Origin of the sequence: Methylobacterium sp. Leaf125 (assembly GCF_001423085.1) — a bacterium.
Lineage (GTDB): Bacteria > Pseudomonadota > Alphaproteobacteria > Rhizobiales > Beijerinckiaceae > Methylobacterium.
The window spans coordinates 37052-52549 of sequence record NZ_LMNU01000046.1; the positions used below are offsets into that span (position 1 = coordinate 37052).

At 70.5% G+C, this 15498-nt stretch carries 17 protein-coding genes; 8 read left to right on the forward strand and 9 right to left on the reverse strand.

Annotated features, from left to right (window positions below):
- Positions 1-6: 6 nt before the first annotated feature.
- The gene (locus tag ASF58_RS21315; RefSeq protein ID WP_055957261.1) at positions 7-876 is read right to left on the reverse strand and encodes an NAD(P)-dependent oxidoreductase; all 870 of its coding nucleotides are present in this window, start codon (positions 874-876) and stop codon (positions 7-9) included.
- Between the two features lie 42 nt (positions 877-918).
- A complete protein-coding gene (locus ASF58_RS21320; RefSeq protein WP_055957264.1) occupies positions 919-1950 on the reverse strand; it encodes an alpha/beta fold hydrolase in 1032 nt (343 codons plus the stop codon).
- A gap of 300 nt (positions 1951-2250) precedes the next feature.
- Here ASF58_RS21320 and ASF58_RS21325 point away from each other — a divergent pair, with 300 nt between their 5' ends.
- The 3 genes from ASF58_RS21325 (at position 2251) to ASF58_RS21335 (ending at position 5598) form a co-directional block, all read left to right on the forward strand.
- A complete protein-coding gene (locus ASF58_RS21325) occupies positions 2251-3579 on the forward strand; it encodes an MFS transporter (RefSeq protein WP_055957657.1) in 1329 nt (442 codons plus the stop codon).
- A gap of 73 nt (positions 3580-3652) precedes the next feature.
- On the forward strand, positions 3653-4465 hold the full coding sequence (locus ASF58_RS21330) for an SDR family oxidoreductase (protein ID WP_055957266.1): 813 nt from the start codon (positions 3653-3655) through the stop codon (positions 4463-4465).
- A 92-nt stretch (positions 4466-4557) separates the two neighbouring features.
- Positions 4558-5598: a matrixin family metalloprotease gene (locus tag ASF58_RS21335; RefSeq protein ID WP_055957269.1), complete on the forward strand. Its 1041-nt coding sequence runs from the start codon at positions 4558-4560 to the stop codon at positions 5596-5598.
- 57 nt (positions 5599-5655) lie between these two features.
- On the opposite strand, the gene phoB is transcribed toward ASF58_RS21335, so the two are convergent.
- From phoB to pstS, 6 genes are all read right to left on the reverse strand, one after another.
- Positions 5656-6360, reverse strand: a complete 705-nt coding sequence (phoB, locus tag ASF58_RS21340) for a phosphate regulon transcriptional regulator PhoB (protein ID WP_055957273.1) — start codon at positions 6358-6360, stop codon at positions 5656-5658.
- A 29-nt stretch (positions 6361-6389) separates the two neighbouring features.
- Positions 6390-7115, reverse strand: a complete 726-nt coding sequence (gene phoU, locus ASF58_RS21345) for a phosphate signaling complex protein PhoU (RefSeq protein WP_055957276.1) — start codon at positions 7113-7115, stop codon at positions 6390-6392.
- 86 nt (positions 7116-7201) lie between these two features.
- Positions 7202-8020 (reverse strand): phosphate ABC transporter ATP-binding protein PstB, encoded by an 819-nt coding sequence (pstB, locus tag ASF58_RS21350; protein WP_055957279.1) that lies wholly within the window; start codon positions 8018-8020, stop codon positions 7202-7204.
- A 52-nt stretch (positions 8021-8072) separates the two neighbouring features.
- The gene (gene pstA / locus ASF58_RS21355; protein ID WP_055957282.1) at positions 8073-8966 is read right to left on the reverse strand and encodes a phosphate ABC transporter permease PstA; all 894 of its coding nucleotides are present in this window, start codon (positions 8964-8966) and stop codon (positions 8073-8075) included.
- Positions 8967-8999: 33 nt separating this feature from the next.
- Positions 9000-9974 carry a phosphate ABC transporter permease subunit PstC gene (gene pstC / locus ASF58_RS21360; RefSeq protein ID WP_055957283.1) on the reverse strand — a complete coding sequence of 325 codons (975 nt, stop codon included), beginning with the start codon at positions 9972-9974 and terminating at the stop codon, positions 9000-9002.
- A gap of 281 nt (positions 9975-10255) precedes the next feature.
- Positions 10256-11293 (reverse strand): phosphate ABC transporter substrate-binding protein PstS, encoded by a 1038-nt coding sequence (pstS, locus tag ASF58_RS21365; RefSeq protein ID WP_055957287.1) that lies wholly within the window; start codon positions 11291-11293, stop codon positions 10256-10258.
- A gap of 338 nt (positions 11294-11631) precedes the next feature.
- Between pstS and ASF58_RS26305 the strand changes: the two genes are divergently transcribed.
- Both ASF58_RS26305 and dut read left to right on the forward strand, forming a co-directional pair.
- On the forward strand, positions 11632-12519 hold the full coding sequence (locus ASF58_RS26305; RefSeq protein ID WP_055957289.1) for a CoA ester lyase: 888 nt from the start codon (positions 11632-11634) through the stop codon (positions 12517-12519).
- Complete coding sequence (gene dut, locus ASF58_RS26310; protein ID WP_055957293.1) at positions 12516-13007, forward strand: dUTP diphosphatase; 492 nt, start codon at positions 12516-12518, stop codon at positions 13005-13007. Before ASF58_RS26305 ends, dut begins: the two co-directional genes overlap by 4 nt.
- 10 nt (positions 13008-13017) lie before the next feature.
- Here the strand turns inward: dut and ASF58_RS21380 are convergent, their stop codons facing one another.
- Entirely contained in the window at positions 13018-13224 is a 207-nt protein-coding gene (locus ASF58_RS21380) for a DUF3606 domain-containing protein (protein WP_055957296.1), read from the reverse strand.
- Between the two features lie 150 nt (positions 13225-13374).
- Between ASF58_RS21380 and motA the strand changes: the two genes are divergently transcribed.
- The 3 genes from motA to ASF58_RS21395 are packed head-to-tail and all read left to right on the forward strand — an operon-like array spanning position 13375 to position 15465.
- A complete protein-coding gene (gene motA, locus ASF58_RS21385) occupies positions 13375-14247 on the forward strand; it encodes a flagellar motor stator protein MotA (protein ID WP_055957299.1) in 873 nt (290 codons plus the stop codon).
- 2 nt (positions 14248-14249) lie between these two features.
- Positions 14250-15182 (forward strand): FliM/FliN family flagellar motor switch protein, encoded by a 933-nt coding sequence (locus ASF58_RS21390; RefSeq protein ID WP_055957301.1) that lies wholly within the window; start codon positions 14250-14252, stop codon positions 15180-15182.
- Positions 15166-15465 carry a hypothetical protein gene (locus tag ASF58_RS21395; RefSeq protein WP_055957304.1) on the forward strand — a complete coding sequence of 100 codons (300 nt, stop codon included), beginning with the start codon at positions 15166-15168 and terminating at the stop codon, positions 15463-15465. The genes ASF58_RS21390 and ASF58_RS21395 overlap by 17 nt, the downstream gene beginning before the upstream one ends.
- Positions 15466-15498: the final 33 nt, after the last annotated feature.

Sequence of the window (15498 nt, forward strand, 5' to 3'; positions counted from 1 at the left end):
TTCGTCTCAGGCGGTCCGGCCCCGCCGGCGGGCGACCTCCGCCAGGGCGGCGAGGTCCTTCTCGGCGTCGCCGTGCCCCATCGCCTCGATGAGGTTGTCGCGCAGCACGCTGGCGAAGGGCATCGGCACCCCGGCCGCGCCCGCGGCCGAGAGGGCGAGGCCCACATCCTTGGCGCCGAGCTTGAGGTTGAAGCCCGGCGGCTCGTAGCGCCGTGCCGCGATGAGCGCGCCGTAGTTCTTGTAGACCGGCGAGGCGAACAGGGTGTTCGTCAGCAGGTCGAGCAGGTCCGCCCCCGTCACGCCGTGGCCCTCGGCCAGGGCCGCCGCCTCGCCCATCGCCTCGATCGCCGCGATCAGCATGAAGTTGCCCGCGAGCTTGACCGCATTGGCGCGGTGCGGCTCGGGTCCGAAGCCCCAGGTCCGGGCGCCCATGGCGGCGAGGAGCGGTTCGGCCCGGTCGATGGCCCCCGGGTCGCCCGCCGCCACGATGTTCAGGGCTCCGGCCTCGGCGACGTCCGGACGGCCGAAGACCGGAGCGGCGATGTAGGGCACGCCGGCACGGGCGTGGATGGCGGCGAGATCCTGCGCCAGGGCCACCGAGATCGTGCTCATCGAGAGATGCAGGCCCGGGCGGGCGGCGCCGTCGAGGAGGCCGCCTTCCACGATCACCGCGCGCAGGGCCGCGTCGTCCGCCAGCATGGTGATGGCCGCATCCCCGGCGAAGGCCTCGGCGGCCTGCGCCACCGGCGTCACGCCGGCGAGCCCCTCGGCCGCGCCCGGCGAGCGGTTCCAGACCCGGACCCTGTGCCCGGCCCGGACCAGGCTCGCCGCCATGCCGCGGCCCATCCGGCCGAGGCCGATCACGCCGACATCCATGCTCACACTCATGTCGTCTCTCCCGTCGCGTTGGCCCGGCGCTCAGTGACCGTCGAGGAATTCGAGCGTCAGGGTGTTGAACTGGTCCGTCGCCTCCATGTGGACGAGGTGCCCGATCCCCGGGAGCACCACGGCGCGGCCGCTGGGCATCTGGCCGGCCAGCGTCCGCGCGTGCTCGGCATTGTGCCCCATGCCGGCCCGGAGGGCTTCCGGCGCGAAGGGCTTGCCGGGCGCGTTGTGGTCGTTCTCGCCCATGATGAAGAGGGTCGGGACCTGGATCAGCGGGATCTCGTGCACCACCGGCTGCCCCCAGATCGCCTGGTAGGAATTGACGAAGGACTGCAGCCAGCGCGGATACTCGCCCGAGCCCTTCACCCGCTCGCGCAGCGACACGAAGGGCTCGACGGCGGAGGCCGGCAGCGAGAGGGCGTAGTTCGTCATCAGCTGGCGCCGGTAGGACTCCGCCGTGGCATCGCCCTCCAGGCGCAGCAGGGTGGCGTCGGAGACCGGCGGCACCGTGAAGCGGTAATCCTCCAGGCCGATCGGCGCTTCGAGGACGAGGCTGTTGACCCGGGTGGGGGCATTGCGCACGAGGCGCACCGCCAGCATCCCGCCCATGGAATGGGCCACCACGTCGACCCGCGCCAGCCCGAGGGAGTCGAGCAGCGCCACGGTGTCGGCCGACATGGCGTCGAAGGTGTAGGGTCCCACGGGCTTGGCCGACTTGCCGAAGCCGAGCTGGTCCGGGGCCAGCACCCGATAGCCCGTGCGGGTCAGCGCCTGGATCACCGGCTGCCAGTAGCTCGAGGGGAAATTGCGCCCGTGCAGCAGCAGGACGGTCCGGCCGTTGGCCTGGCCCTGCGCGGGCACGTCCATGTAGGCCAGGCGCTGGCGCTCGCCGTCGCGCATCCGCTCGAGGTAGAACACCGGATACGGGTAGGCGAAGCCCTCCAGGGCGATACCCAGGGGCGCCGTCTCGTTGGACGTCGGCTGCGCCGTGGCGGGCGCCACGGACAGCTGGGCGGCCAGCAGCAGGGCGGAGAGCAGGGCGGAGAGTTTGAGGAGCGCGTCCATGTGGGGTCCCGGCAACGGCGCGCAGTCTTACGCACCGGGCTGACATAGCGCAGGTTCCGCCCCGGCGTCGCTCGCTCCCCGTGACAAAGGACACGCCGCGTTTCCCCGGCCCTTGCGATTTCCGGCGCAGCGTCCCAGGGCTCGGCCATGACCACCGACGCTCCCGGCCAGGATCCGCGCGGCCGACATTCCCGCCCGGACGAAGCCCCAATCCAGGGCCGAGACCCATCCGGAAGCCGGGAGCTCCCGAACAAGACGGCGCCCGAGCCCGGGACGGACGGCATTCCGGTGCGCGAGCGCATGCTGGCGCTCCTGGCCATCGGCCTCGCCATGACCATGGCGGTGCTCGACGGGGCCATCGTCAACGTCGCCCTGCCGGTGATGGCCAAGGACCTCGGAATCGAGCCCTCCGCGGCGATCTTCGTGACGAACAGCTTCCAGATCGCCGTGACGGCCGCCCTGCTGCCCCTGGCCGCCCTGGGCGACATCGTGGGCTATCGCCGGATCTATCTCGCCGGCCTCGCCGTGTTCACGGCCGCCTCCGTCGCCTGCGCCTTCGCGCCCAGCTTCGAGGCGCTGGTGGCCGCACGGATCGCGCAGGGGCTCGGGGCCGCCGGCATCATGAGCGTGAACACCGCCCTGGTGCGCTTCATCTACCCGCAGCGGATGATCGGGCGCGGCGTCGGCAACATCGCCCTGGTGGTGGCGATGGCCTCCGCCGCCGGTCCGACGGTGGCGGCCGCCATCCTGTCGGTGGCGAGCTGGCCGTGGCTGTTCCTCGTCAACCTGCCGGTGGGGCTGATCGCCCTGACGGTGGGTGCCCGCACCCTGCCGGTGACGCCGCGGAACGGCGGGCGCTTCGACATCCGCAGCGCCCTCCTGAACGCCGTGACCTTCGGGCTGCTCATCATCGGGGTCGACGGACTCGGCGACCCGGCGACCCGGGGCGTGGCGCTGGCCGAGATCGGGGCGGCCCTGGCGATCGGCGCGGTCTTCGTCTGGACCCAGACCCGGCTGGCGCGCCCGCTCCTGCCCGTCGATCTCCTGCGGATCCCCGCCTTCGCCCTGTCGATGGCGAGCTCCGTCGCCTCCTTCGCGGCCCAGATGATGGCCTACGTCGCCCTGCCCTTCTACTTCCAGGACGTGCTGCACCTCTCCGAGACGCAGACCGGCTTCCTGATGACGCCCTGGCCCCTGGCCATCGCCCTGATGGCCCCGATCTCGGGGCGCCTCGCCGACCGCTACGCCCCGGGGCTGCTCGGCGGCCTCGGCCTCGCCCTGATGGCCACCGGCCTGACGGCGACCGCCCTGCTCCCCGCGGGCGCGTCGCATCCCGACATCGCCTGGCGCCTGACCCTGTGCGGCCTCGGCTTCGGGTTGTTCCAGTCGCCCAACAACAAGGTCATCATCACCAGCGCCCCACGGGACCGGAGCGGCGGGGCGAGCGGGATGCAATCCACCGCCCGGCTCACCGGGCAATCCTTCGGCGCGGCCCTGGTGGCGGTGATCTTCGGCCTGCACCAGGGCGGCCCGCCGGCGGGACCGGTGAGCGCGACCTTGTGGTGCGCCGTCGCGCTGGCGAGCCTCGGGGCGGTGACCAGCGTGCTACGGCGCCAGCCCGGCGCCTGACGCATCCGCCGCGATCGCACCAGGACCCGTCCTGCGCGTTGACCCGGGCAGAGCCTCTCCCAAGGACGATCCCATGAACCTCGACCTGTCCGGCAAGCGCGCCCTCGTCAGCGGCTCCACCAGCGGCATCGGCTACGCCATCGCCAAGGCGCTGGGCGAGCTCGGGGCCAACGTGGCGATCAACGGGCGGACGCAGGAGCGGGTGCACGACGCCGTCGAGCGCCTCAAGCGCGAGACCGGCCATGCCGGCTTCATCGGGGCACCCGGCGACGTCGCCAACCCGGACGGGGCGGCCCGGGTGGTCTCCGGCCTGCCGGACATCGACATCCTGGTGAACAACACCGGCATCTTCGAGCCGAAGCCCTTCTTCGAGATCCCGGACGAGGACTGGCACCGGTTCTTCGACACCAACGTGATGAGCGGCGTGCGCCTCGCCCGGGCCTACACCCCCGGCATGGTCCAGCGCGGCTGGGGCCGGGTGGTCTTCATCTCCAGCGAATCCGGCGTGAACATCCCGGTGGAGATGGTGCATTACGGAATGACCAAGACCGCCCAGCTCGCGGTCGCGCGGGGGCTCGCCGAGACGGTGTCGGGCAGCGGCGTCACCGTGAACAGCGTGCTGCCGGGGCCGACCCTGTCGGAGGGCGTCGCCGAGTTCATGAAGAGCATGGCCCAGGGGCAGGACGGCGGAGCCGGGGGCGAGGTCGACCTCGAGGCCGCCGGAAGGGCCTTCGTGGCCGAGCACCGCCCGACCTCGCTGATCGGTCGTCTCGCCACCGTCGAGGAGGTGGCCAGCATGGTCGCCTACCTCTGCAGCCCGGCCGCCAGCGCCACCAGCGGCGCGGCCCTCCGGGTCGATGGCGGCGTGGTGCGCAGCATCGTCTGAGGACGCGCCGCCCGGTCGCGCGGCGGCGGGTGCGGTAAGGATTTCGCAACCTCTGCCGCCGACCCTGGCCCGAAGAGACGGGAGGGCAGGCAATGGGGGATTATGCGCTGGAAGGTCCGCGCTGGGGCACGGGCGCGGCGGGCACGAGCGGCGGCACCGTCACCTGGGCCGTCGACGGCACGATTCCCACCAGCTTCGTGAGCCTTCTCCAGGCCGCCTTCGCCACCTGGGCGGCGGCCGCCAACATCGCGTTCCAGCAGGTGGCCACGACGGCCAGCGCCCAGATCGACGTCACCCTCGGGGGGATCGACGGGCTCGGCAACACCCTGGGCTATGCCCATTATACCTATAGCGGCCAGCGCATGCAGTCGGTGGAGATCACCTTCGACAGCGGCGAGGGCTGGCACGCCGTCTCCGGCGGGCGGGTGGTCAGCACCCAGAACGTCGATCTCTCCCTGGTGGCGCTGCACGAGATCGGCCACGCGCTCGGCCTCGATCACTACAACACCAAGCCCGAGGTGATGAACGCCGTCCTCAACACCAGCATCAAGACCCTGGCGGCCGGCGACCTCGCCGGAATCCAGGCCCTGTACGGCGCGCCGAGCGCCCCGGTGATGGCCGCGGCCGCACCGTCGAGCCCGGTCGCCGCCTCCACCGCCCCGGCGGTCACGGCGGTGTACCGGTTCTACGACACTCATACGGGGGACCACTTCTACACGACGAGCACCGCCGAGAAGGCGCAGATCCAGCAGACGCTGCCGTGGTTCAACTACGAGGGCACCGCCTGGGCGGCCCCGGCCAAGGGCGCCGACACGGTGGACGTGTTCCGGTTCTTCGACACGGTCTCCAACGCCCACTTCTTCACGACGAGCGTGTCCGAGCGGGACCAGGTCCTGAAGACCGCGCCGAGCTACAAGTACGAGGGCGTGGCCTTCGAGGCCTACGCCGATGCCAGCGCCCCCGGCGGCCTGACCCTGGAGCGCTTCTACAACACCCAGACCGGCCAGCATCACTTCGCCGGCAGCGCCGAGGAGGCCAACGGCATCAATCACGGCGTCGCCGGTCCGGGCTGGGTCGACGAGGGCAAGGCCTTCACGGTCCACCTGCCCACCGACACGATGCTGTTCGCCTGAGCGGCGGGGCCGGCCGCTCGGCCCGGCGACTTGGCTCAGCCCAGCGACTCGGCCCGGCTACTCGGCTTCCGTCTCGAACATCTCGTCGAAGGAATAGCCCGAGCCGCGCACGGTGCGGATCGGGTCGCTCTGACGCGGGCGGTTCAGGGCCTTGCGCAGGCGCCCGACATGGACGTCGACGGTGCGCTCGTCGATGTAGACGTCGTGGCCCCAGACGCCGTCGAGGAGCTGCTCGCGGGAGAACACCCGGCCGGGGCTCTGCATCAGGAACTCGAGGAGCTTGAACTCGGTCGGCCCGAGATGGATCTCGCGGCCCTCCCGGCGGATGCGGTGGCTGACCCGGTCGAGCTCGATGTCGCCGGCCACCAGCAGGTTGGCGACGTGGGCGGGCTTGGCCCGGCGCAGCAGGGCGCGGACCCGGGCGAGGAGCTCGGGCACCGAGAACGGCTTGACGATGTAGTCGTCGGCGCCGGTTCCCAGGCCGCGGATGCGGTCGCCCTCCTCGCCCCGCGCCGTCAGCATGATCACCGGCAGCCGCTCGGTCTCGCGCCGGGCGCGGATGCGGCGGCAGAGCTCGATCCCCGACAGGGCGGGCAGCATCCAGTCGAGCAGGACGAGGTCGGGCACCTGCTCCTGCAGGCGCAGGTCCGCCTCGTCGCCGCGGGCGGCCGAGTCGACGATGAACCCCTCGGCCTCGAGGTTGTAGCGGAGAAGAAGGGTCAGGGCCTCCTCGTCCTCGACGATCAGGATACGCGTACTCATCGTGCGCTTTCGATCAGACCGGCACGGGGTCAGGCCGCGCCGGGCATGTCCACGGTGGCGTAGTTGGAGGCGTCGTTCTTCGGGCGCTCGCGCTCGGCCAGCAGGTTCTCGCCGGTGACGAGGTAGTGGATCGTCTCGGCGATGTTGGTGGTGTGGTCGCCGATGCGCTCGATGTTCTTGGCCACGAACAGGAGGTGCGTGCAGAACGAGATGTTGCGCGGATCCTCCATCATGTAGGTCAGGAGTTCGCGGAACAGGGAATTGTAGAGGGCGTCGATGGCGTCGTCGCGCTCCCAGACGCCGAGGGCCGCCTTGATGTCGCGGCTGGCATAGGCGTCGAGGACGTCCTTGAGCTGTTCCTGCACCAGGTCGCTCATGTGCTGGACGCCGATGACGATCTTCTGCGGCTGGATCTGGTCGGCGATCGCCACGACGCGCTTGGCGACGTTCTTGGCGAGGTCGCCGATGCGCTCGAGATCGTTCGAGACCCGGATCGCCGTCACGGTCTCGCGCAGGTCGATGGCCAGGGGCTGGCGCCGGGCGATGAGCAGGATCGCCCGCTCCTCGATCTCGCGCTGCAGGGTGTCGAGGCGGGTGTCGGCGGCGATCACCGCCTGGGCCAGGGGCGCGTCGCGGCGCACCAGGGCCTCGCCGGCCTCGGTCATCATCTTCTCGGCGATGCCGCCCATCTCGGAGATCGAGCGGCGCAGGTCCTCAAGGTCCGTATCGTAGGATTTGACGATGTGGTCGGGCATGGGTCTCGCTCCTCGATCGGGCCCGCCTGTCCGGTGCCCGCCCTGGCGGTGATGTGGGGCGCGGGCCGATCCCGGCCGGCGGAGGATCAGCCGAAGCGGCCGGTGATGTAGTCCTGCGTCTGGCGCTTCTCCGGATTCATGAAGATGCGCGTCGTCGGGCCGAATTCCACCAGCTCGCCGAGATACATGAAGGCGGTGAACTGCGAGATGCGCGCCGCCTGCTGCATGTTGTGCGTGACGATGACGATGGTGAATTCCGAGCGCAGCTGCTCGATCAGCTCCTCGATGCGGCCGGTGGAGATCGGGTCGAGGGCCGAGGTCGGCTCGTCGAACAGGATCACCTCGGGGCGCTGGGCCACCGTGCGGGCGATGCAGAGGCGCTGCTGCTGGCCGCCCGAGAGGCCCATGCCGGACTGCTTCAGCTTGTCCTTCACCTCGTCCCAGAGGGCGGCCTTGCGCAGGGATTCCTCGACGCGCACGTCGAGATCGGCCTTGGGCAGCTTCTCGTAGAGGCGCAGGCCGAAGGCGACGTTGTCGTAGATCGACATCGGGAACGGGGTCGGCTTCTGGAACACCATGCCGATGCGCGAGCGCAGCTCGTTGAGGTCGACCTTGGAATCCAGCACGTTCTGGCCGTCGAGGAGGATCTCCCCTTCCGCGCGCTGGTCCGGATAGAGGCTGTAGATCCGGTTGAAGGTGCGCAGCAGGGTGGACTTGCCGCAGCCCGACGGGCCGATCAGCGCCGTGACCTGGCGGTCGTGGAAGTTGAGGTTGACCGACTTCAGGCCGTGGAAGCTGCCGTAGTAGAAGTTCAGGTCCTTGACCGCGATGCGGACCGGTGAGGACTCGTCGGCCTTGTGGCGTCCGGTGAGCTGCGCGGACGTGATCCCGGGGGCGGCGTTCATCGGTTCAAGATCCTATCGGTCGAAGGAGCGGAGACGGGCGGCGCGCGGGTGGTCAGCGCGACCGCTCGGTCTTGATGACGAAGCGGGCCACGATCGAGAGGGCGAGGATCGTGACGGTGATCAGGAGGGCGCCGGCCCAGGCGAGCTGCTGCCAGTTCGCATAGGGCGAGAGGGCGAACTGGTAGATCATCACGGGCAGATTCGGCACGCCGCCCATCAGGTTGGGGGCGAACCAGCTGTTGTTGTTGAGCGCGGTGAAGAGCAGCGGCGCGGTCTCGCCGGCGATGCGGGCCAGCGCCAGGATGATGCCCGTGACGATGCCGGCGCTGGCGCCGCGCCAGGTGATGCTCTTGATGACGATCGACGGCGGGGCGCCCAGGGCCGCGCCGGCCTCGCGCAGGGTCGAGGGCACAAGGCGCAGCATGTCCTCGGTGGTGCGCACGATCACCGGCGTCGCGATGATGGCCAGGGCCACCGCGCCGGCCCAGCCCGAGTAGGAGCCCATCGGGCGCACCATCAGCGTGTAGACGAACAGGCCGATGAGGATCGACGGCGCCGAGAGCAGGATGTCGTTGAGGAAGCGGATGACGTCGGCGACCTTCGAGTTGCGGCCGTACTCGGCCAGGAACGTCCCCGCCATCACGCCCACGGGCGTCGCCACCAGGATGGCCAGGAGGGTCATCACCAGGCTGCCGAGGATCGCGTTGGCGATGCCGCCGCCCTCGGAGCCGGGCCCCGGCGTCGGGGCGGTGAAGAGGGTCGGCGAGAAGCCCTGGATGCCCTCGATCACCAGCATGAACAGGATCGAGCCGAGCACGACGATGCCCACCAGCGTGGCGATCGTGCTCGCCAGGATCAGCGCCCGGTCGGCGATCCGGCGACCGGAACGGACCCGGCTGACGCGGGCCGGGGCGGCGGTGGTGGCGAGGGGGTTCGCGGCGTCCATGATGCGGCTCCTGACGTCTCGGTGAGGCTGGCCTCAGGCGACCTTCGCGCGGCGGGTGAGGAGGCGCGCGATGATCAGGACGAAGAAGGTGATGACGAAGAGGATGCAGCCGAGCGCCATCAGGGAGTTCAGCTGCAGGCCGTCGGCCTCGTTGAACTCGTTGGCGATGCGCGAGGCGATGGTGGAGCCCGGGTCGAAGACCGAGCCCGAGAGGCGGTTGGCGTTGCCGATCACGAAGGTCACCGCCATGGTCTCGCCGAGGGCCCGGCCGAGGCCCAGCATGATGGCGCCGATGATGGAGACCGAGGCCTGGGGCACCAGCACGTGGCGCACCACCTCCCAGGTGGTGCAGCCGATGCCGTAGGCGCTCTCCCGCAGCACGGTCGGGATCTGATCGAGCATGTCGCGGGTGATCGAGGCCACGAAGGGCACGATCATGATGGCCAGGATGATGCCGGCGGTGAGGATGCCGACGCCCGAGGGGACGCGGGCATAGAACAGGGTGCCGACGATCGGCATGCCCTCGACCAGGTTCGACACCGGCACCTGCACGAAGCGGGCGAAGAGCGGGGCGAACACGAACAGGCCCCACATGCCGTAGATGATGCTCGGCACCGAGGCGAGGAGCTCGATGGTCATCGAGACAGGCTTGCGGGCCCAGCCGGGGCAGAGCTGCGTCAGGTAGATGGCGATGCCCAGCGAGAGCGGTACGCCGATCAGCAGGGCGAGGACGGCCGAGGCCAGGGTCCCGACGATGGCCACGAGGCCGCCGTACTGCTCCTGCCCGATGTTCCAGACGGTGGAGGTGATGAAGCCGAAGCCGAATTGCTGGAAGGCCGGCCAAGCGCCGTACGCGATGGAGGCCAGGATGCCGGCGAGGACCAGGAGCACCAGGAACGCCGCGCCGTAGGAGGCCGCGCGGAACAGGCTGTCGCCGAGGCCGCCGGGCGTCTTGCGGGCCGAGGCGCGGTCCCGCGTCAGGGCGATCTGGTCAGTCAAGGCGGCCATCCGAATGTCTTCTCTTCACCGGGCGGCGTCCTACCCTGCGCCGGTCGCCGGCGCGAGAGGGGATCACCGGTTCGTTGCCAGGGGGTGGCGAAACGGAGGGGGTGGCGAAAGGGGGTGGCGAAGGGGGAGCCCGGCATCGCGACGCCGGGTCCGTCGGTCGCTGTCACGGGGGGCGGTGGCTCGCCCCCCTGGCCCCGCGGGCGGAGCGCCCGCGGGGTTCGGCCTCACCCGTCGAGGACGGGCTTACAGGGTGAGGACGGGCTTACCTGTTGAAGACAGGCTTACATATTGAAGACGGGCTTGCCGTCCTTGCCCTTGATCTCCTTCCACGCGTCGTGGATCTGGCTGACGACGTTGTCGGGCAGCGGCACGTAGTCGAGGTCGGTGGCGAGCTTGTCGCCGTTCTTGTAGGCCCAGTCGAAGAACTTCAGCACTTCGGCGGTGCGGGCCGCGTCGGCCGGGTCCTTGTGGACCAGGATGAAGGTGGCGGCGGTGATCGGCCAGGCGCCCTCACCGCCCTCGTTGGTCAGCGAGATGCCGAAGCCGGGGGCGGCTTTCCAGTCGGCGCTGGCGGCCGCGGCCTGGAAGGCCTTGTCGTCGGGCTGCGGGAACTTGCCGGCCTTGTTCTGGATCAGGGCGTAGCTCAGCTTGTTCTGCTTGGCGTAGGCCGACTCGACGTAGCCGATGGCGTTCGGGACCTGCTTGACGGTGGCGGTGACGCCCTCGTTGCCCTTGCCGCCCTGCCCCACCGGCCAGCTGATCGTAGTGGCCGCGCCGTAGTCCTTCTTCCAGGGCTCGGAGACCTGGGAGAGGTAAGTGGTGAAGATGTTGGTCGTGCCCGAGGCATCCGAACGGTAGACCGGGGTGATGTTGGCGTCGGGGAGCTTCAGCCCCTCGTTCAGCTTGGCGATCTTGGCGTCCGACCACTTGGCGATCTTGCCGGCATAGATCTCGGCGATGACCTCGCCGGTGAGCTTCAGCTTGCCGGGCTCGATGCCCGGGATGTTCACCACGGTGACCACGCCGCCCATGACGGTCGGGAACTGGACGAGGCCGTCCTTGTCCAGGGCGGGGCCCTTCAGCGGCGCGTCGGTGGCGCCGAAATCGACGGTCTTGGCCTGGATCTGCTTGATGCCGCCGCCCGAGCCGATGGACTGGTAGTTCAGTCCGAGGCCGCTCTCCTTGCGGTAGGCCTCGGCCCACTTGGAGTAGATCGGGAATGGGAAGGTGGCGCCGGCGCCGGTGATCTCGGCCGCCTGCGCGGGGGCGAGGGTGGCGAGGCCGAGGCCCACGAGGGCGGCGAGGGTCGTAAACTTCATCTGTGGTCTCCTCGAGGAGCGCGCATCGGCCTGCGGGCGGTGCCCTGGAGCCGTTGTGCACCGCGCCATACGGTCGGTTGGACCAAGGCGGTATGACGATTGCACGACAGTTCGATGACAAAGCCCGGGACGCGGGCGGGACGGCGGCGGCCTGCGCGGTTTTCCGGGGATGACGGGCCGGCGACCGGCCGCCGTCGCCGCCTTGAATCGGGGTTCGCCGGGGGCTATCGCCGGGGCCGCGGGCGAGTCGCTGCCGGTCGAGGCCTCGATCGGGACGGCGCGCCGCCGGGTGCGGACGTGCGGCGCCCGATCCCCGACCGTGCCTCAAGGGATGCCCCATGACCGAGATCCGCCCGCGCCGCAGCGTCCTGGCCATGCCGGGGTCGAATCCGCGCCTCCTCGTGAAGGCGCGCACGCTCCCCACCGACGTGGTGATGATCGACCTCGAGGATGGGGTGGCACCCGAGACCCGCGCCGCGACGCGCGAGGCCGTGGCCCGCGCCGTGTCCGAGGGCGGCTTCGGGCCGCGCGAGGTCGTGGTGCGGATCAACGCCCTCGACACGCCGTACGGCGAGGACGACCTCGCCGCCATCGCGCCGGCCGGGCCGGACGCGATCGTGGTGCCGAAGGTGACGGGGGCGGATGCCCTGGTGGCCGTGGGCTCGCGCCTGCGCCGCCTCGGCGCCCCGGACCGGACCCGGACCTGGGCGATGATCGAGAGCCCGATGGCGATCCTGCACCTCGCCGACATCGCCAGCTCGGCCCGGGACGTCGACACCCGGCTCGCCTGCCTCATGGTGGGGCCGAACGATCTCGCCAAGGCCAGCCGGCTGCGCCTCGGCGTGCCGGGCCGCCCGGCCCTGCTGCCCTGGCTGATGAGCGTGATCGCCGCCGGGCGCGCCTACGAGATCGACGTGATCGACGGCATCTACAACGACTTTCGCGATGCGGAAGGCTTCGCAGCCGAGTGCGCGCAGGGCCGCGATTGCGGCTTCGACGGCAAGATGCTGATCCATCCCGACCAGATCGCCCCGGCCAACGCCGCCTTCGGCCCCGACGCGGCCGAGATCGCCTGGGCCCGGCGCATCCTCGCCGCCTTCGCCGAGCCGGAGAACCGCACCCGCGGCGTCATCGGCCTCGACGGCAAGATGGTGGAGCGCCTGCACGCCGCGGAGGCGACGCGGACCGTGGCCCTGGCCGACGCCATCGCGGCCCGGACGGCGTGAGCGCGGCCCTCGCCGTCGAGATCCGCCTCCTCGACGGCCGCCTCTCCGGCTGGGGCTTCCCGCGCTGGGGCTCGGCGGCCGCCGCGGGCCTCGACCTGCATGCCTGCCTCGAAACCGAGCTCGAGCTGGCGCCCCAGGGCCCGCCGGCCCTGATCCCGGCGGGCTTCAGCCTGGCGATCCGCGACCCGGGCTGGTGCGGACTGGTCTTCCCGCGCTCCGGGCTCGGCCATCGCGAGGGCCTCGTCCTCGGCAACGGCACCGGCGTGATCGACGCCGATTACGAGGGGCCGCTGATGATCTCGGCCTGGAACCGCAATCCCGGCGGGGCCGGCCTGCGCATCGCGCCCGGCGACCGCATCGCCCAGCTCGTCTTCACCCGCGTGACCCGGCCGACGCTGACGATTCGCGAGGGCGCCGATGACGCGGCGCCGCCCGGGGAAGCCGGCAGCCGCGGCACCGGCGGCTTCGGCTCCACCGGGCGCCGCTGAGGCCTGCGCCTCACACGATGCCGCTGCCCTCAAAGGGCCAGGGTCGGCCGAGCCGGGCGGCGACCTTCTCGGGCGCGTGGCCGACCGCGGCCACGGCGGCCTCGACCTCCTCGCGCGGCACCTCGAAGCGGCGGGCCCAGTAGGCCAGGGTCCAGGGCTCCGAGACGTTGACGGTGGCGGGCTCGTGGTCGTTGTCGGGGGTCGCGCTGCTGCTCATGGCGTGTCTCGCTGCGGTGTCGGGTCCCTCCCTAACGCGCGGCCCGGCCGACGGTGCGTTTTCCCGCGCATCATCCATCCAGCCCCGCGCAAGCCATCCTGCGTAGGTCGGCGGCATCGGATTCCACATCCCCATCGGAGGCTTTGAGCCTTGGGCGTTCTGATCGGCCTCGTCATCGCAATCGGCTGCATGCTCGGCGGCTTCGTCGCCATGGGCGGCCACCTCGTCGTGCTCTGGCAGCCCTGGGAGTTCGTCATCATCGGCGGCATGGGCGCCGGCACCTTCGTCATGGCCAACCCGATGAAGACGGTGGTCGACACGGGCAAGGCCAGCCTCGACGCCCTCACCGGCAAGGTGCCCAAGCGCAAGGACTACCTCGCCCTCCTGGGCCTGCTGCACGCCCTGATCCGCGAGCTGAAGACCAAGCCCCGCAACGAGGTCGAGCCGCATCTCGACGACCCGGCCAATTCGGAGATCTTCAAGGCCTACCCGGACGTGGCCAAGAACGCCGACCTCGTGCTGTTCATCTGCGACTATGCCCGCCTGATCCTGATCGGCAATGCCCGCGCCCACGAGATCGAGGCGCTGATGGACGAGGAGATCAGCGGCTACCGCAAGGACCGCCTCAAGCCCTACGGCGCCGTGACCACGGTGGCCGAGGCGATGCCGGCGCTGGGCATCGTGGCGGCGGTGCTCGGCATCGTGAAGGCGATGGGCGCCCTGGACCAGTCGCCGCAGATCCTCGGCGGCCTCATCGGCGCCGCACTCGTGGGGACATTCTTCGGCGTGTTCATGTCCTACGGCGTGCTCGCCCCGTTCGCGATCAAGATCAAGACCATCCGCGAGAAGCAGAACCACGTCTACATCATCGTGAAGCAGAGCCTGATCGCCTACATGAGCGGAGCGGTGCCGCAGATCGCCGTCGAGCACGGACGCAAGGGCATCTCGCTCGGCGACCGTCCGACCATCGACGAGGTCGAGAACACCACCGTCACCGGCGGCGCGCAGCGGGAGGCCGCCTGAGCATGGACGGCCCCACCGGGAACGCCGCCGACATCCGCGCCCGCCTGATCGAGGCCGGGGGTCTGTCCCTCGACCGGATGCCGATGCTGAACGTGGTGTTCGACCGGCTCACCTCGGGCTGCTCGGACAACCTCAAGCCCCTCGTCGCCTCGCCGGTCTACTTCACCTTCAACGGCTTCGCGAGCGGCCGCTTCGGCGAGATGCTCGACGCCTACGAGAACAACGCGGTGGCGGGCATCTTCCACGCCCCCGAATGGGACAGCCACATCCTGGTCGGCCTCGACCGGGACTTCCTCTTCACCATGGTGGAGGCCCTGTTCGGCAGCGACGGGGGCGAGCCGCCGGTGGAGGACGAGCGCGCCTTCTCCAGCCTCGAGATCCGGCTGGCGCAGACCATCCTCGAACAGGTCGGCCGCGCGCTCGAATCGTCGTTCTCCCTGGTCTCCGCGACGCCGTTCCGCCTGGAGCGGACCGAGACCCGGATGGAATTCGCCGTGATCGGCGGACGCAACAACAAGGCGGTGGAGGCCAAGTTCACGATCCAGGCGCTCAACCGCGGCGGCGAGATGTTCCTCATCCTGCCCCAGTCGGTGATCAACCCGATGCGGCCGGCCCTATCCAAGGTGCTCACCGGCGACACGGCCGCCCGCGACCCGAAATGGACGCAGCAGATCGCCGCCGAGGTCCAGAAGGCGGAGGTCACCCTGCGGGCGGTGCTCGAGGAGCGCCTGCTGACGCTGGGCGAGATCGCCGACCTCAAGGTCGGCCAGATCATCGGCCTCGACGCCACGCCGTCGACGCGGGTGAAGCTCGAGGGCAACGACCGCCCGCTGTTCTGGTGCCACATGGGCCAGGCCCAGGGCTCCTACGTGCTGCGGGTCGACGAGGCCATCGCACAGGACAAGGAAGGCACACCCGATGACACCGTGGGTTGACACCATTCTGCTCGTGGCCCTGGTGGCGACGAGTGCCTGCGTGGTGCCGATGTACCTCAAGCTGAAGCGCCTCGACCGGACCCAGGCCGAGTACGGCCGCATCCTGACGCAGTCGGGCCAAGCCCTGGCCCAGGCGGGCGATGCGGTCCGCAACTTCAGCACCGAGGGACGCGAGATCCTGGAGGCCCTCGACCAGCGCATCGGCGAGGCGCGCCAGACCCTCGCCGAGCTGGAGGCCAGCCGACGCGATCTTGCGGCCACACGCGCCACCCAACTCGGCTGAGGCCGGCCGATCGGCTTGCGCCCCGGCCGACTT

Coding starts and splice junctions, on each gene's coding strand:
- ASF58_RS21315 (WP_055957261.1), bottom strand. CDS start 876: ATGGATGTCGGCGTGATCGGCCTCGGCCGGATGGGCCGCGGCATGGCG.
- ASF58_RS21320 (WP_055957264.1), bottom strand. CDS start 1,950: ATGGACGCGCTCCTCAAACTCTCCGCCCTGCTCTCCGCCCTGCTGCTG.
- ASF58_RS21325 (WP_055957657.1), top strand. CDS start 2,251: ATGCTGGCGCTCCTGGCCATCGGCCTCGCCATGACCATGGCGGTGCTC.
- ASF58_RS21330 (WP_055957266.1), top strand. CDS start 3,653: ATGAACCTCGACCTGTCCGGCAAGCGCGCCCTCGTCAGCGGCTCCACC.
- ASF58_RS21335 (WP_055957269.1), top strand. CDS start 4,558: ATGGGGGATTATGCGCTGGAAGGTCCGCGCTGGGGCACGGGCGCGGCG.
- phoB (WP_055957273.1), bottom strand. CDS start 6,360: ATGAGTACGCGTATCCTGATCGTCGAGGACGAGGAGGCCCTGACCCTT.
- phoU (WP_055957276.1), bottom strand. CDS start 7,115: ATGCCCGACCACATCGTCAAATCCTACGATACGGACCTTGAGGACCTG.
- pstB (WP_055957279.1), bottom strand. CDS start 8,020: ATGAACGCCGCCCCCGGGATCACGTCCGCGCAGCTCACCGGACGCCAC.
- pstA (WP_055957282.1), bottom strand. CDS start 8,966: ATGGACGCCGCGAACCCCCTCGCCACCACCGCCGCCCCGGCCCGCGTC.
- pstC (WP_055957283.1), bottom strand. CDS start 9,974: ATGGCCGCCTTGACTGACCAGATCGCCCTGACGCGGGACCGCGCCTCG.
- pstS (WP_055957287.1), bottom strand. CDS start 11,293: ATGAAGTTTACGACCCTCGCCGCCCTCGTGGGCCTCGGCCTCGCCACC.
- ASF58_RS26305 (WP_055957289.1), top strand. CDS start 11,632: ATGACCGAGATCCGCCCGCGCCGCAGCGTCCTGGCCATGCCGGGGTCG.
- ASF58_RS21380 (WP_055957296.1), bottom strand. CDS start 13,224: ATGAGCAGCAGCGCGACCCCCGACAACGACCACGAGCCCGCCACCGTC.
- ASF58_RS21390 (WP_055957301.1), top strand. CDS start 14,250: ATGGACGGCCCCACCGGGAACGCCGCCGACATCCGCGCCCGCCTGATC.
- ASF58_RS21395 (WP_055957304.1), top strand. CDS start 15,166: ATGACACCGTGGGTTGACACCATTCTGCTCGTGGCCCTGGTGGCGACG.